We start from the raw sequence: 15,456 nt of genomic DNA, 5'->3' as shown, positions 1-15,456 counted from the left end.
CGATTCCTGTGCGCTCGCAGAGAACTGCCCCGCAATGAGACAATTTCACGGTGACCGTGACTCCCGACGACGATCTCCACTCCTTCCAAGTTAATCTCACGGGGGTTGTCGACCTCCTGAGCAAGCACATTTACTCGAGTCCGCGCGTGTATTTACGCGAGCTGCTGCAGAACGGGCGCGACGCCTTGGCCGCGCGGGCGGAGCTTGACGGAAACGACGCGAGCCGCGGCATCCGCATCACTCCACTGAGCGACACGAATGACACGTTCCGCTTTCAGGATGATGGCATCGGGTTGACCGCCGCCGAAATGACCGAGCTGTTGTCGACCGTGGGCCGATCATCCAAGCGCGACATCTTCGACCTGCCCCGCAGCGACTATCTGGGCCAGTTCGGCATCGGATTGCTCAGCTGCTTCATGGTGGCCGACCAGATTGTGATTCAGTCACGCTCCGCTCGCAGCTCAGCTCCGGTCGAATGGATTGGCAATAGCGACGGCACGTTCAGCGTGCGCGAGCTGGAGGGCGACCTGCCCATCGGCACCACCGTCTCGCTCAAGCCGCGCTTCGATCAGCACGAGTTGCTGAGCACGACCACTGTGACGGCACTCGCGAGAACCTTCGCCGAGTTCTTGCCTGTGACGGTGCGCGTTGACCTCCCCCACGGCGGCAGCGAGACCGTGACGCACGCGGCGCCGTTCATCGAGCCGCACACCACCGAGCCGACCGAGCTGCTGGCATACGGTCGCGAGCTGCTGGGGGCCGATCCTTTTGCCGCGATTCCGTTGAGCGTGCCGGGTACGAGCACGACCGGTGTGGCGTACGTGCTGCCCAGTTCGCCACCTCCGGGCGCGCGCCAGGCCAACCGCGTCTACCTCGGCCGCATGCTGCTCAGCGAGAACGTTGACGCGCTGCTGCCCGACTGGGCTTTCTTCGTGCGGGTCGTACTGAACAGCACGGCTCTCACTCCCACCGCGAGCCGGGAATCCCTCGTGGATGACGATCTGCTTGAGCACACGCGATCCGCGATCGGTACGACGCTTCGCCACTGGGTGCTGGAGCTCGCTGCCCGCAATCCGGGCCAACTCAGTGACTTTGTAAACCTGCACTCGCTCGCCCTCAAGTCGCTTGTGATTCACGACGAGGAGTTGGCGACATTCATCACACCCTGGCTCAGTGTCGAGACGACGCTCGGTCGCATGACGGTCGAGACTCTCACGCGCGACCACAAGGCGCTGCGGTACGCCGAGTCAGTGGATGAGTTCCGCCAGATAGCGAGTATCGCGAGCGCCGACCGCCCCGTGATCAACGGCGGCTACGTGTATGACACCGAGATCGCCCGCCTGCTGCCCACGATTGTTGATGGCCTCACCGTTGATCGTGTGAGTGTGCTCGACGAACTCGACTTTCTAGAAGTGCCGCCACTGGATGCCCGTACCGCTGTTGCGCGACTCGAAGACCGTGCCAGCGCCGTGCTCGCCGACGCCGACTGCTCGGTGATCGTGCGCAGCGTGCCGAGCGCCGACGTGACCGGACTCTATTTGGCCGACCCCGAAGTTCTGCGCTCGATCGATCGCCGCTCGGCGCGCGAAGTGAGCAAACCCGGCCTGTGGCAGAACGTGCTCGGCAAAGTGGATGCCTTCGCTGACGAACGCATCGCGAGCGACGGCATCAGCAAGAGTCTCGCTCGCCTCTGCCTCAACTGGAACAACCCCGTTGTCGTCACTCTCTCGACACTGAGCGACGACGCCGTGTTCTCGCGCACAATTCAGCTGCTCTACGTGCAGGCTCTGCTCACCAGCCAGCGCCCCCTCAGCGTGCACGACCGCGCCATGATGACCAACTCCATGTCCGACCTGATCGCGATGAGCGTGAAGCTCGGCGACGACCTCCCCGAAGGAAACTCCCTATGAGCGTGGCCCGCATCCAAGAACTGTTCGCTGAAATCGACGGCATGGCTTACGGCCCCGAGGAGCGCTCTCGCGTGGACGAGGCGATTGCTCTGGCGATTGAAATCGGTGACGAAGAACTCGAGTATCGGGCACGGATTCGGCAGACGGCATCCGCCAACATGCTCGGTGACACCGAAACCTTGCTCTCGTCATTCGCGTGGTGTTTGGCCAAGCACGACGAAGACCCCGTGCGATTTCCGGATGACATCGGTCACGAAGGCGCCGGCCTCATGTGGCAGTTCAAATGGATTGCCACCACGCTGGCGAGCTCGCCCATCTTCGGTACGGATGACATCTCGAGCGCCCTCGCCGACATGGAGAGCCACTACCGCAAGGCCGGCATTGGGCAGAGCGGCGTGCTGACCTCGCAGTTCGCCACTGCTTGGCGTTTAGGCGAATTGGAGCGCGCCGAGAAACTGCGCGCCGAGCTCGCCGTCACGCCGCGCGACGACTACAGCCACTGCGATGCCTGCGTGCGCAGCGATGCCAGCGGGTTCCTCACCGAAATGGGCCGCGACGCGGAGGCAATTGTGCTCTTCGACGAACTCATCGAAGGCGGCTATAGCTGTGGCGATGAGCCCGAAGCTGCCCTCTCGCGTGCCCTGCTCCCCTACTTGCGCGCAGGTCGTTTCGACGATGCTCGCGCCGCCCACTTTCGCAGCTACACCCTCGCTCGCGATAATGCCGACAACCTCAGCATCATCGCCAACCACTTCATCTTCTGCGCCGTCACTGGCAACGAAGCACGCGGCCTCTCGATGCTTGAGCGCCACCTCTCGTGGTTCGTGCACGATCAGCTCAATGCCGACGGTCAGTTCGCCGGTCTCCTCGCGGCGGGCGTTTTGCTCGACGCGGTGACCGCTGCCGGCTTCGGCGAGCAGACCGTTCGGGGCGCCGAGAGCCGCGAACTGCAAGTGCTCTTCGGAGAACACGATGGCGCCTGGACCGCCGAAGAACTCGCCACCGCCGTGTGGGCTGCTGCGCGCCGCATTGGCGACCAGTTCGACCAGCGGGCTGGCAATGATTACCGGGCTAACCGCATCCAGAAGGCCAAAGAACTGGCCAATGAGCGCTACCCGCTCAAGCTGTCGAGCGAGACGCTCGGCCTCGTTGCCCCCGCAGACGCTACGCCGACGGATGCCGCCGGCTGGCTGCTGCGCGCGCAAGAACTGACCGCAATTGGTTGGCTTCCGGCCGCGCTCCCCGCAGCTCGCAAGGCTGTGGAGTTGACGACCGGCAAGGATCGCACGACCGCCCTCGGAGCGTTAATTGCCGGGCTAGTGGCTACCGGCGACCTCGCGGCGGCACAATCGGCACTGGAGGAACGCATCCCGGCTCTGCGTGAGCACGGCGACGATGCTCAGGCCTCGCTCGAGGAACTGCTCGGTTTGGCGCTGTTCGGCCGCGGCGAAGAGGCTGACTTCGATGCCCTGCGGGTGGCCGTGGAGGTGTCGGGCGATCTCGCACCGACGCAGGTCGCCGATCTCGAGCTGTCGTTGCTGGGGCTGACCCTGCGCGCTGAAGAGCCCGATGTGGCGGCCGCTCACGCTCTTGCCGTGCGCGCTCTCGGCCACGCCGAGGAGGGCGACGCTGTGTTCGCTCGCACCAATGCGCTGCGCTACCTGTCTGATCTTTCGGCCTCAATGGGCGAGATCGAGAAGTCGCTCGAGTACGTCGACGCGATTCTTGCGGCAACGGAGAACCGCGGTGTTGCGGCTCATGCCCACGCACTCCGCGCCCGCATCATGGGCAGCACCGGCCAGTTCGAAGAGGGCGCCCGCAGTGCGGATGCCGCGAGCGAATGCGCCCATGCGATCGATGCTCTCGGGCCACTGCATGACACTACCGTTCTTGCTGGCCGCCTCTACGACGAGGCCGAAATGTTTGCTGACTCTGGCAGCCGCTTCCGGCTCGCGGTGCGTTACGCCGAGCGACTGGAGATCGACACGGTCGGCGCTCGCTACGCGCTCGGTCGTGCCCTTGTGCGCAGCGGTGAGGCATCCGAAGCTATTGAACTGCTCATTGCTCTCTACGAAGAAGAGACTGCCGCCGAAGCTCCTCCCGGCAGCCGTGGTGAAACGCTGTACTGGCTCGGCCACGGTTTCGTTGCTGCCGGAGAACCTGGATCCGCCGTGGGGGCATGGGAAACGGCAACCGAGCTTTACCTCGAGTCGGGGGACACCCAGAGTGCTGCCCGCACGCTCGCCGAAAACGCGAGCCTGCACAGTGCCAATGGCAGCCCCGAAGAAGCGGCAACCTTGCTCGAAGCGGCGGCGACCCATGCACGGGCCACGCCAGACAACCTCAACTTGCTTGTGCGCGTGCTGCACCAGCAGGGTCGCGCCCAGGCTGACGTCGGCAACGCCGAAGGCCTGACCACGCTGGATGAGGTTCTCGCCCTCGCCACCGAGCACGACGCCGATTGGCTGCACGCCGATGTCACCGACTCGAAAGCGCGCTCGCTGGCCAGTTTGGGCCGCGCGAAAGAAGCCGTTGCGCTTGCCCTGACCGCCGCTGATGCTTATCGCGCCGCAGGCGACCCGCTCTCGGCCGCCAACACCGAGCGTTTCGTCGGAGGCGTGCTGGCCGAAGAAGGGCGCCACGACGAAGCGGTGACCGTGCTGCAGTCGGTCATCGAGCAGGCCGCCAACCACGAGCAACTGCGCACCCTGGCCGCGTTCGAACTTGCCGAAAGCTTCGACGCCCTCGGACGCACGGCAGATGCTGCTGCCGCCCGGGCGATCGCGGAGGGCGTGAGCTAGCGAGAGAACGTCACTGTGCCCCACGAAGGCGGGGAGTGCAGTTCGCGCGGTGGCTGAGATAATTTCAGCATGGTCTTCGCTCTTTCTGATATCGATGCCCCCACCGAGGGCGAACAATGGTTGCTTCGCGCCGAGGAGCTTTTCACGGGCGAAGAGTTTGCGCTAGCTCTCAGCGCCGGCAACCAAGCCGTGCTGCTCACGACTGGCATGGCCCGGATCAACGCTCTCGAAGTAGTGGCGGCATGCTGCGTGCAACTCGGCCAGTTCGAGACCGCCGAAATCGTTGCTCAGCAGCGCCACGACCTCCTGATCGAACTCGATCGCCCGCTCGAAGCCGCCAGTCAAGCAAAAATGGGCTTGGCGCGTTTTGGGCGGGCCGAACCCTACGACCTCGCGGCTCTCGAACGTGAGGCCAGAGCGGCGGCCGATCTTCCTCCGCGACTCCACGCCATTGCCTTACTCGCGCACGCTGATGCGATGTGGCGCCAGAGATTCCGTGACCTCGAGAACATTCATTCCTCAGCAGGGTTGGCCTACTTGCAGGCTGACGTCGCCGAGGACAAAGGGTCAACCCAGTTCCGCGCTCTTCGCTATCTCGTGCAGATCGCCTACGACGCCGGCGATGCGCCACGGATGCTGGAGTTCTGTGATCTTCTCCTCGCCTCAGCACGCAACCGAACTGCACGCGCGGAAGCACACACGTTTCACGCACTGGCTCTGAGCGGCGTGCACCAACCGACCGAAGCCCTCCATGCGGTCAATCTCGCCATTGACCTCTATGCCGCCATCGACCTGCCCGAACGGCTCTACAACACCACGCTTCTGGGAGGGCGCCTCGCGGTGGATGCCCGCGAGCGTGCTGTCGCACTGGGCCGCTTCCGCTACGCGGTGACGCTCGCCGATCAGCTAGGCACCGACAATAGCGAGGCCCGGAAAGCTGTCGCCAACACGCTTGTGGCCACAGATAACCACACCGAAGCCATCGGCATGCTCACCGAGGTCTATAACCACGAAACTGCCACGGGGGCACCCCCAGAGGTGCGGGCCGAAAGCCTCGAGTTCATGGCGCACTCACTCGCCGCAACCGAGCAACCGGATGCCGCCATCGAAGTGTGGGCCATGGCCTCGAACCTCTACACCGAGGCCCGCGCTCTCGACGACCTCGCTCGCGCCAACTACAACGCAGCGGTTCTCCAGACACAACGAAATCACCACGAAGCCGCCCGGGAGCTCTTGATGGTCGCGGCCGCAGCTGTGCGCGAATCAGAGGGTGACGGCGCTCTCTATGTTGGCGTGCTGCACTCCCTCGGCATGACCCAAGCACGATTGGATGATCGCGCCGCCCTTGCAACGTTCGACGAGATCGTCGCGGAAACCTCGCGAAACAACGCGATGCGACTCTGGGCGACAGCGCTCGATGGCAAGGCTCGCGCTCTCCGTATTTTGGGAGAAACCCCGGATGCCATCGAGCACGCGGCAAAGGCTGCTGCGGCCCTTCGCTCAGCCGGTGACCCCCGCGAAGCCCTCACTATCGAGCGGTTCGCTGCGGAGCTACTTGCCGAGCAGGGGCGAACCAAAGACGCCATCAAACTGCTCAAAACAGTCGTGAAGAACGCCCGCGGTGATGCCGAGATGCTCGCCGGAGCGAACCGCGAATTGGCCGACTGCTACGACGCGCTAGGAAAGAAAAGACGAGCTACGGGCACGCGTTCCCTGGCGGAAAAAGCGCAGCCGTAACTCGTCTAGTGACACACGGATGCTGACGCTCGGCGGCAGCTGACCCGCCGCCGAGCGTGCGCCCCCGTTACGGGCGCTTGACCAGCTTGCGGTTCACGAACTCGTCGACGCCGTAAGGACCAAGCTCGCGACCGGTGCCGGAGTTCTTGACTCCGCCGAAGGGCAGCTCGGGAGCATCCGCACCGACCTCGTTGATGTAGACCATGCCAGCGTCGATGCCGTCAGCGATGCGGTCGGCCTGCTCGGCATCCGTCGTGAAGACGTACGAACCGAGACCGAACGGCGTCGCGTTAGCGAGCACCAGGGCCTCTTCTTCGCTGCTCACGCGGTGCAGCTGAGCCACCGGCCCGAAGAACTCGGTGACGTAGGCGGGGTTCTCAGGGCTGATGTTCTCAAGCACGGTGGGAGCGAACTTGGTGCCATCGCGCTTGCCGGTTCCAACACGCAGGGTGGCGCCAGCAGCAACCGCTTCAGCAACCTGCTCTTCGAGACCCTTGGCTGCGGCTACCGAACACATCGGGCCAAGCTCGGTGCTTTCATCCATGGGGTCGCCGACCGTGATGGCCGCCATAGCGGCGCTGAACTTCTCGGCGAACTCTTCGTAGAGCGAGTCGATGATGACAAAGCGCTTGGCTCCGTTGCAGGCCTGACCGTTGTTGTCGATGCGAGCGGCGACCGCGGCCTCGACCGTGGCATCCATGTCGTCCGTCGACATGAGGATGAACGGGTCTGAGCCGCCCAACTCGAGCACGCTCTTCTTGAGGTTGGCGCCCGCAGCGGCACCCACGATTGCACCGGCACGCTCGGAGCCCGTGAGGGAGATTCCTTGGATGCGGGGGTCGTCGATCATCGCGGCGATTTGGTCGTTGTCGGCGAGTACATTTTGGTAGCCACCGACCGGCAAACCGGCTTCGTGAATGAGCGCTTCAAGCGCCGCCGAAGAGTCGGGGCACTGCTGCGCTGGCTTGACCAAAACGGGGTTGCCGAGAATGATGCTGGGCCCGGCGAAACGAGCGATCTGGTAGATGGGAAAGTTCCACGGCATGATGCCCAAAACGGGGCCGATGGGGCTCTTACGAATCCACGCGGTGCCAGAGCCGGCGGGGATTTGCTCGTCAGCGAGAAACTCCTCAGCGTTGTCGGCGAAGTAACGGAAAATGTCAGCGGAGAACTCCACTTCACCCACCGCTTGAGCCAAAGGCTTGCCCATTTCGCGCACGATAATTTCGCCAAATTCGGCCGAGCGTTCCTTGAGGAGATCGGCAATGCGCGTGACGATCGCTGCGCGCTCTTTTACCTGATCACGGTTCATTCCGCCGTTGTACTCAGAATGCGCTGCAGCGACAATCTGCTCGATGACTTCGTCACTCGCGGCGGGGTGCGCTGGGCCCTCTTCGCCGGTGTAGGGGTTGATCACTTGAAAAGTCTTCATGAGAGGTTCCTCGCTGCTCGAAAAGGTCCGGCGACGCCGCCGAGAATTGTTCGTAGGCTACATGCGAAATCCTAAAAATTGGAAGTCAGAGCTTTTCCGGGGCGCCGTGAGGGGCCGTCGCGGCTCGCACAAGTGGTGCGGCTAGGAGCCGGTTTCGCCAAGGTCGATCGCGGCCAACATTGCCCACAATTCGGCGCGGCCCTGGAAGGTGTCGAGGCTCAGATTGGTGAGCTCGGAGAGCCGCTGCATCCGCGACTTCAAACCGTGCCGATGGATGCCCAGCTCGCGCGCCGCGGGATCCCACTGACCGTTGTGCCGAAGCCACACTTGCGCGAACCGCAGCAGCCCGATTCCCTCGGCGGATTCGATCACGCTCGCGAGCCTGGCGTGGGCAATATCGGCGACCGAACTCGACGCCAGCAGGCCGAAGAAACTTTCGCCCACGAGACTGGCGAATTCGGTGACCGTCGCGGGCGCCGATGCTTCGAGTGAGCGCACGGCCTGAGTGATCGCGACCGTGAGCTCGGGCCAGCCAACTTCGGCCGAAAGACCGACAGTGAGATCGCTCGCGACAAAGAACCGACGTTCGGCGGCGAGCTGCTTGGCATCGATCAGCACGAGCAAGTGGCGGCCATCTGCCACGGCGAAAATGCGACTGTCCGACCGCGCGGCTCGCCGCTCGAGCACGTCACGCACGCTCGCGCTCGTCTCGCTGAGATCGAGCGCCGCCACCGCAAACCGGTCGGCCGGCAACTCGATGCCCGCCACCCGCACCGCACGCCGCACGCTGTCGACCCGGCCGTCCTTGAGCAGCTGAAACAACTGCTCCAGAATCGCCCGATGCCCCACCCGCAAATTCTCCGTCTGCTCGAGCGACACCTCGGCGAGCGCCGCCAACACGGTCATCACCGAACGATCGAGCGCCCCGAATTCGGTGTCGCGGGCCCACGCGATGGCCCCGCACAGCCTCCCGGTGGAGCCGAGAGTCTGCACGACGCGATGCTCGTCCGCTGCGTCATCGGCGACGCGTGCGCGACGAGCCCGACCCAGCAGGTCGGTGACTGATCGGCGGATGTCGGGGGCGGCATCCAGCGACCGTCGCGTGTGGCTGTCGCGGTGGGGTTCATTCACGAGCTCGCCGTCGGCGTCGAAGATCCACACTCGGCAGTCGAGGTGTTCGGCAGCGCTGATCGCGGCGGAGCTCAAGCGCCCCTTGCCGACGGCTGCGCGGGCGATGTCGTTTTGGGCGGCGAGCGCGCGGTCGAAGCCAGCGCGCGCTTGTTCGGCTTCGTTGTCGGCGACGAGGCGGCTGATGGCGATGAACGGGATGCGGTACGGCACTTCGAAGAGCGGCAGGCCGGCCGTGGCGCAGGCGGCGACGAGGCCGGCGGGCACCCCGTGGGTGATCACTTCGGTGCCGAAACCGATCGCGGCGACTCCGGCGCTGACGAGCCGAGCGACGTAGCCGACGAAATCGGGAGCCGCGGCAGGAACAGCAACTGGTTCCGCCGTGGGGTCGGCGCTGTCAACGAATTGGCGGCCGGTCGTGAGCAGCAACTGGCCCTCAGAAACGAACGGCGTCGGGTCGTTGAGGTCGGAGTTGTGCACCCACGTGACCGAGCGATCAAAGGTGCTCGAATCGGTGAGCGGGCGCAGCGCAAGGCGCTCGGTCGCGATGATCTCGCTGAGGGGTGTGGGCACGGCAATCCTCCTGCTGCCATTCTGTCAGCAATCGCGCCAGATACTGCCACTTTGTGACTGTTGCGCCGGGCATCCGCGAACTAGGTTGAACCACACGTTTTGCACGACACCGCCCGCCGTCCGCGGTCGCGGGTCGACTACACAGATTGGATTCCGGTGGCCATGTCTACTTCTTCTTCCAGCACCACGGCCCCGGTCGGCGGCCCCTCGCTTCCGCAGAAGCGCGAACTCGTCACCGCGATTCCCGGACCGCGCTCGCTCGAACTGCTCGAGCGCAAGAAGCAGTCCGTCGCCGCCGCCATCGGCATCACCCTTCCCGTCTTCGTCGAAGCCGCCGGCGGTGGCGTTCTTCGTGACGTTGACGGCAACACTCTCATCGATTTCGGTTCCGGCATCGCCGTGACCGGTGTCGGCAACTCGGCACCCGCCGTTGTCGAAGCCGTCACCGCTCAGGTCGCCCAGTTCACGCACACCTGCTTCATGATCAACGGCTACGAAAGCTACATCGAGGTTGCCGAGAAGCTCAACGCGATCACCCCCGGCACGCACGAGAAGCGCACCGCGCTGTTCAACTCGGGCGCCGAAGCCGTTGAGAACGCGATCAAGATCGCCCGCTATTTCACCGGCAAGCAGGCCGTTGTGGCCTTCGACCACGCGTACCACGGCCGCACCAACCTCACGATGGGTCTCACCGCCAAGTCGATGCCCTACAAGAGCGGCTTCGGTCCGTTCGCCTCGGAGATCTACCGCGCCCCCATGTCGTACCCGTTCCGCGATGGCGGAATCAGCGGTGAGGATGCCGCAGCCCGCGCCATCCTGCAGATCGAGAAGCAGGTCGGCACGAGCAACCTCGCCGCGATCATCATCGAGCCCATCCAGGGCGAGGGTGGCTTCATTGAGCCCGCCCCCGGATTCCTCCCGGCACTCGCCGAGTGGGCCACCGCCAACAACGTGCTCTTCATCGCTGACGAAGTGCAGACCGGCTTCGCTCGCACGGGAGACCTCTTCGCTTCGAACCACGAGAACCTCGTTCCCGACATCATGGTGACCGCCAAGGGCATCGCCGGCGGCCTTCCGCTCTCGGCCGTCACCGGCCGTGCCGATGTCATGGATGCCGCTCACGTCGGCGGACTCGGCGGAACCTACGGTGGAAACCCCATCGCCTGTGCCGCAGCGCTCGCCACGATCCGCACCTTCGAAGAGTCGGGCGCCATCGAGCGTGCCCGCGAAATCGGAACCACCTTCCGTGGCCGCCTCAACGGACTCCGCGCCGGCGACCCCCGCATCGGAGATGTTCGTGGCCGTGGCGCCATGATCGCCATGGAACTCGTCGACCCCACCACGAAAGAGCCCGACGCCGCCCTGACGTCGAAGATCGCAGCGGCAGCGCACGCCGCCGGTGTTGTCGTGCTGACCTGTGGAACCTATGGCAACGTCATCCGCTTCCTCCCGCCGCTCTCGATCTCTGACGAGCTCATCGCTGACGGCCTCGACGTCGTTCGCGACGCTCTCGCCAAGGCCTAACTCGCGGCCAGCGGGCACTGAGCGCGCGTTCAGTGCCCGCCCACGCGGCGCCAAGCCGAAGTTCAGCTTGCGCTGTTTGACTGACTCGCAGATTTCCCACCACGAAAGGTGCACACCGTATGACGAACTCCACCGAAACCCAGCTTCTCGAAGCCGTGCCGAACCAGCTCTTCATCGGCGGTGAGTGGATTGCCGCCTCGGGCGACAAGTCGCTCGACGTGACCGACCCCGCTACCGGTAAGGTCATCCGCACTATTTCGGATGCTTCGGCAGAGGACGGCATGCGAGCGCTCGACGCTGCGGTTGCCGCTCAGGATTCCTGGGCCGCGACACCTGCTCGGGAACGTGGCGAGATTCTGCGCCGCACCTTCGACCTCGTGCAGGAGCACCGCGATGACCTCGCGCTGCTCATGACACTCGAGATGGGCAAGCCGCTCGCCGAGGCCAACGGTGAAGTCACCTACGGTGGCGAGTTCTTGCGCTGGTTCAGCGAAGAGGCCGTTCGCATCTCGGGTCGCTTCGGCAACACCCCTGAGGGCACCGGTCGAATGATCGTGTCGCAGCGCCCGGTTGGACCGTGCTTCCTTATTACGCCGTGGAACTTCCCGCTCGCAATGGCGACCCGCAAGATCGCGCCAGCGCTGGCCGCCGGCTGCACCGTCGTGGTGAAGCCCGCCGCGCTCACCCCGCTCACCACTCTGTTCTTGGCGAAGCTCTTCGAAGAGGCCGGCCTCCCCGCAGGCGTGCTCAACGTTGTCACGACGTCGAGCTCCTCCGCAGTGTCAGAGCCCATCATTGCCGACTCTCGCCTGCGCAAGCTCTCGTTCACCGGTTCCACTCCGGTGGGCAAGGCCCTCATCAAGCAGGCCTCCGAAAACGTTCTGCGCACGTCGATGGAACTCGGCGGCAACGCCCCGTTTGTCGTCTTCGACGATGCTGACCTCGACAAGGCTGTAGATGGTGCGATTGCGGCTAAGTTCCGCAACATTGGCCAGGCCTGCACCGCCGCCAACCGCTTCATCGTGCACAGCTCGGTTGCTGCCGAGTTCGCCGAGAAGATTGCCGCTCGCGTCGCCGACATGAAGATCGGTCGCGGCACCGAAGACGGCGTCAACATCGGCCCGCTCATCAATGACAAGGCCGTCGACAAGGCCGACGAGTTGGTTCAGGATGCAGTGAAGCGCGGCGCGACCCTCGTCGCCGGCGGCAAGCGCGTCGAGGGCGATGGAAGCTTCTATGAGCCCACGATCGTGTCGAGCGTACCCACCGATAGCGACATCCTGCGCGAAGAGATCTTCGGCCCGGTTGTCTCCATCGTGGAGTTCACTGACGAAGCCGAAGGCGTGCGCCTCGCGAACGACACCGAATATGGTCTCGTCTCGTATGTGTTCACCGAAAGCCTTGCTCGCGGAAACCGGATGATCGATGCTCTCGACACCGGCATGATGGGCCTCAACGTGGGCGTACTGTCCAACGCGGCAGCACCGTTCGGCGGAGTCAAGCAGTCCGGCATCGGTCGCGAAGGCGGCTCGGAGGGCATCCACGAGTACCTCTCTACTAAGTACACGCTCGTTCCTAACAGCTAATGTGCAACTGCATCCCGTCAGCGCATCTCGAGGAATGTCCTCTGTGCGTTGACGAGCCGAACATCACGCGCGGCTACAACTAGATTCCCGTGAGCGAGTGGCCCCACCTAGTGCCGGGGCTGCTCGCTTTCTGGGTTAACACGCTCATAAAACTTGTCTGACCACTCAGCCGTTGACGGCTTTCCGCCAGCAGCCTCGCGCTCCTGCGGCAAAAATTGGCTATGTTTACGCAGAGCTGTTAAGAAAAACTCAGGATGGCGTCGTGTAGTCGTAAAAGTAGGGGGTGCTTGTTGCAGTATTTGGTGGTTTTAGCGATTGTCGGCGCACTATTGATTTTCCTATGGCCAGTCGCATTGGCAGTCCTAGCGGCGTACCTGCTCTTCGTTGTCGCAGACCTCGTTTACCGGATCATTCGGACGGTTCGCAAGAACCGCTACTTTAAGAGTGAGAAATTCCTGGAACACAAGCAGGCAATAGCGGCAGTCGTCGAAGAGCACAACGAGATCACCCGCTACGTAGCTGAGATCCGCGAATCGGGTTCATTCCAAATAGGGTCGTCCTCCACAGGCACACAGGCTCACCTAGCCACTTTCGAAAACACGAGCCGGCAGGGCTACCGCCGTGATCGAAACTTAGCGTCGTATCGGGATGAAAACGTCCACAACTGCTCCTTGCAGGTGGTTCGGAACGCGGGCGCCGAGCCCATTAAGTACGTCATGAAGTACTTCAAGATCAAGCCTGATGAAACAACTCTTGTTGAGATCGAGGACCTTGGTGAAAAGATTTCTCGACTTGAAAACGCCGTTGAGAATCTTCGGCAGCGAGAAGCCGGTATTGCGCACGCTATTAGCCCGCCCGCATTCATCCTCAAGCACTATCAAAGTGAGTTCATGGCTCAGATCGGCTTGGAACTCTCCCAAGTTGAAGTTCCCTACTCGACGTACGTCTTCGAGTATGTGAGCGCCGGCGGAAACAGCGCTCAAAAGACCACTGTGACGATGGACACCCCAACAATCGACTCCTTGGTCGATACCTTGTCTCTCAAGATTCGCTCTATACAGAGTGCAGCGGGACAACGCGCTTTGATGACGGCGAGCCTACGAGAGTCCATCAAAATTCGTGACAATTACACATGCCAGCACTGCTCAGTGTCAGTCGCCATGGAACCTCACTTGCTCCTAGAGATAGACCACATTAAGCCAGTTTCCAAAGGTGGGTTGAGTGCTGTAGAAAACCTTCAAGCCCTCTGCTGGCGTTGCAACCGCAGCAAGTCCAACAAAGTCCTCGAAGCCTAGTCTTCCGGCTGAATGAGCAGGCGGGCCGGCCGCCAGAATAACTGTAGAGTCTGCCACGTTCACGCGCGCGAGTAGCGCCAACCCCTGCCGGACGGGCACAGGGCGCTCGGTTACGCTTGAGGCTCCGCCGCACGCGCTGTGTGCGGCGCCGCGCCACCGAAAGAGTCCCCATGTCTGAGCATCTGTTCGCCACTCTGCGACGTTGGCCCGACGTGGAAGCCCCTAATCTTTTTGCGGTGGATGCCAGCGATCGCCTCATTCTTGATGAGGCCGCTCCGCAGCTGGCCGATACCCAACCGGGCGAGCTGGTGGTGATGGGCGACAACTATGGGGCGCTCACGCTCGGGGCTGCCACCCTGCACGATTGCCGCGGCATCCGCGTGTTCCAAGACTCTTTGGTATCGGAGCTTGCTCTGGCCGAGAACGCCGGCGACCTCGCCCCGCACTACAGCTCGCACGCTTTGGGCGCCGAGTTGCTCGAGGGTGCACGGCTGGTGCTGATGCAGTTGCCGCGCAGCCTCGCCGAGTTGGATGAATGGGCCCAAGCCATTGCCCGCTACGCGTCGCCTGACGTGACCGTGATTTCGGGTGGCCGCATTAAGCACATGACGTTGGCGATGAATGAGGTGCTCGGTCGCTCGTTCGACGATGTGAATGCGGGCCGTGGACGCCAGAAGTCACGCACGCTCACCTCGTTGGGCGCAAAGCGCGACGCTGCCGAAGCTCGCTACCCGGTGACCTCGATGCTGCGCGAACCAGAACTTCCCGTTGACGAGTTAACGGTCAGCGCCCACGGTGGAGCTTTCGCCGGTGCCGCTCTCGACATGGGCACGCGTTTTCTGCTGACCTTCCTGCCCGAGATGAAACCGGATGCCGCCACCGCAGTTGATCTGGGCAGCGGCACCGGGGTGCTCGCCGTTTCGCTCGCTCTCGCCCGCCCCGACCTGCACGTGGTTGCCGTTGACCAGTCCAGTGCCGCCGTGGCGTCGACCCGCGAAACGGCCGACGCGAACGGTGTCGGAGCGCGAGTTGAGGCTGCGCGCGAAGACGCCCTCACCGAACGACCGACAGCCAGTGCTGATCTGATTGTGTGCAACCCGCCCTTCCACACGGGCGCCACTGTGCACGCGGGTGTTGCTCTGCGGATGCTGGCTGACGCCCGCCGCGTGCTCAAACCCGGCGGCGAACTGTGGGTCGTCTTCAACAGCCACCTCGGATACCGCGACTACCTGAACCGCACCGTCGGCCCCACCCGCCAGGCCGGACGCAACAGCAAGTTCACCGTGACGGTTTCGGTGCGGGAATCGCTTTCGTAGGTCGCCGAACGGGATTGAGCATTAGGCAGAAAGCGGAGAGATATCCGCCTCTGCGGTCGTGCGACCCGGTGCAGGCGAGGCACGAAGCTGCACCGGGTCGCACAGGCCTAACTTTGATTGGTTGAACTCTGCCGACGTGACTTGAGTACAAACG

Annotated in this window: 9 protein-coding genes; 7 read left to right on the top strand and 2 right to left on the bottom strand. The window is 63.5% G+C overall.

Translation table 11 applies throughout. The features are described from left to right. Nucleotides 1-50: 50 nt before the first annotated feature. From ACR3YK_RS06195 to ACR3YK_RS06185, 3 genes are all read left to right on the top strand, one after another. Nucleotides 51-1,910 carry an HSP90 family protein gene (locus ACR3YK_RS06195; RefSeq protein WP_486176330.1) on the top strand — a complete coding sequence of 620 codons (1,860 nt, stop codon included), beginning with the start codon at nucleotides 51-53 and terminating at the stop codon, nucleotides 1,908-1,910. Beyond that, a complete protein-coding gene (locus ACR3YK_RS06190) occupies nucleotides 1,907-4,711 on the top strand; it encodes an ATP-binding protein (RefSeq protein ID WP_486176329.1) in 2,805 nt (934 codons plus the stop codon). The genes ACR3YK_RS06195 and ACR3YK_RS06190 overlap by 4 nt, the downstream gene beginning before the upstream one ends. A 69-nt stretch (nucleotides 4,712-4,780) precedes the next feature. Beyond that, nucleotides 4,781-6,448: a hypothetical protein gene (locus ACR3YK_RS06185; protein ID WP_486176328.1), complete on the top strand. Its 1,668-nt coding sequence runs from the start codon at nucleotides 4,781-4,783 to the stop codon at nucleotides 6,446-6,448. A 67-nt stretch (nucleotides 6,449-6,515) separates the two neighbouring features. Here ACR3YK_RS06185 and ACR3YK_RS06180 read toward each other — a convergent pair whose 3' ends face one another. Then, nucleotides 6,516-7,880 carry an NAD-dependent succinate-semialdehyde dehydrogenase gene (locus ACR3YK_RS06180; protein ID WP_486176327.1) on the bottom strand — a complete coding sequence of 455 codons (1,365 nt, stop codon included), beginning with the start codon at nucleotides 7,878-7,880 and terminating at the stop codon, nucleotides 6,516-6,518. Nucleotides 7,881-8,021: 141 nt separating this feature from the next. Next, nucleotides 8,022-9,581, bottom strand: coding sequence for a PucR family transcriptional regulator (locus tag ACR3YK_RS06175; protein WP_486176326.1), 1,560 nt, complete (start codon nucleotides 9,579-9,581; stop codon nucleotides 8,022-8,024). A gap of 162 nt (nucleotides 9,582-9,743) precedes the next feature. On the opposite strand from ACR3YK_RS06175, the gene gabT reads away from it, so the two are divergent. The 4 genes from gabT (at nucleotide 9,744) to ACR3YK_RS06155 (ending at nucleotide 15,302) form a co-directional block, all read left to right on the top strand. Beyond that, on the top strand, nucleotides 9,744-11,105 hold the full coding sequence (gene gabT, locus ACR3YK_RS06170) for a 4-aminobutyrate--2-oxoglutarate transaminase (protein ID WP_486176325.1): 1,362 nt from the start codon (nucleotides 9,744-9,746) through the stop codon (nucleotides 11,103-11,105). A 119-nt stretch (nucleotides 11,106-11,224) separates the two neighbouring features. Next, on the top strand, nucleotides 11,225-12,691 hold the full coding sequence (locus ACR3YK_RS06165) for an NAD-dependent succinate-semialdehyde dehydrogenase (RefSeq protein WP_486176324.1): 1,467 nt from the start codon (nucleotides 11,225-11,227) through the stop codon (nucleotides 12,689-12,691). A 290-nt stretch (nucleotides 12,692-12,981) separates the two neighbouring features. After that, nucleotides 12,982-13,986: an HNH endonuclease gene (locus ACR3YK_RS06160; RefSeq protein ID WP_486176323.1), complete on the top strand. Its 1,005-nt coding sequence runs from the start codon at nucleotides 12,982-12,984 to the stop codon at nucleotides 13,984-13,986. A 170-nt stretch (nucleotides 13,987-14,156) separates the two neighbouring features. Further along, entirely contained in the window at nucleotides 14,157-15,302 is a 1,146-nt protein-coding gene (locus ACR3YK_RS06155; RefSeq protein WP_486176322.1) for a class I SAM-dependent methyltransferase, read from the top strand. Nucleotides 15,303-15,456: the final 154 nt, after the last annotated feature.

The organism is Salinibacterium sp. 10G20-15, assembly GCF_057365065.1.
This window is presented reverse-complemented; position numbering and strand designations above follow the sequence as displayed.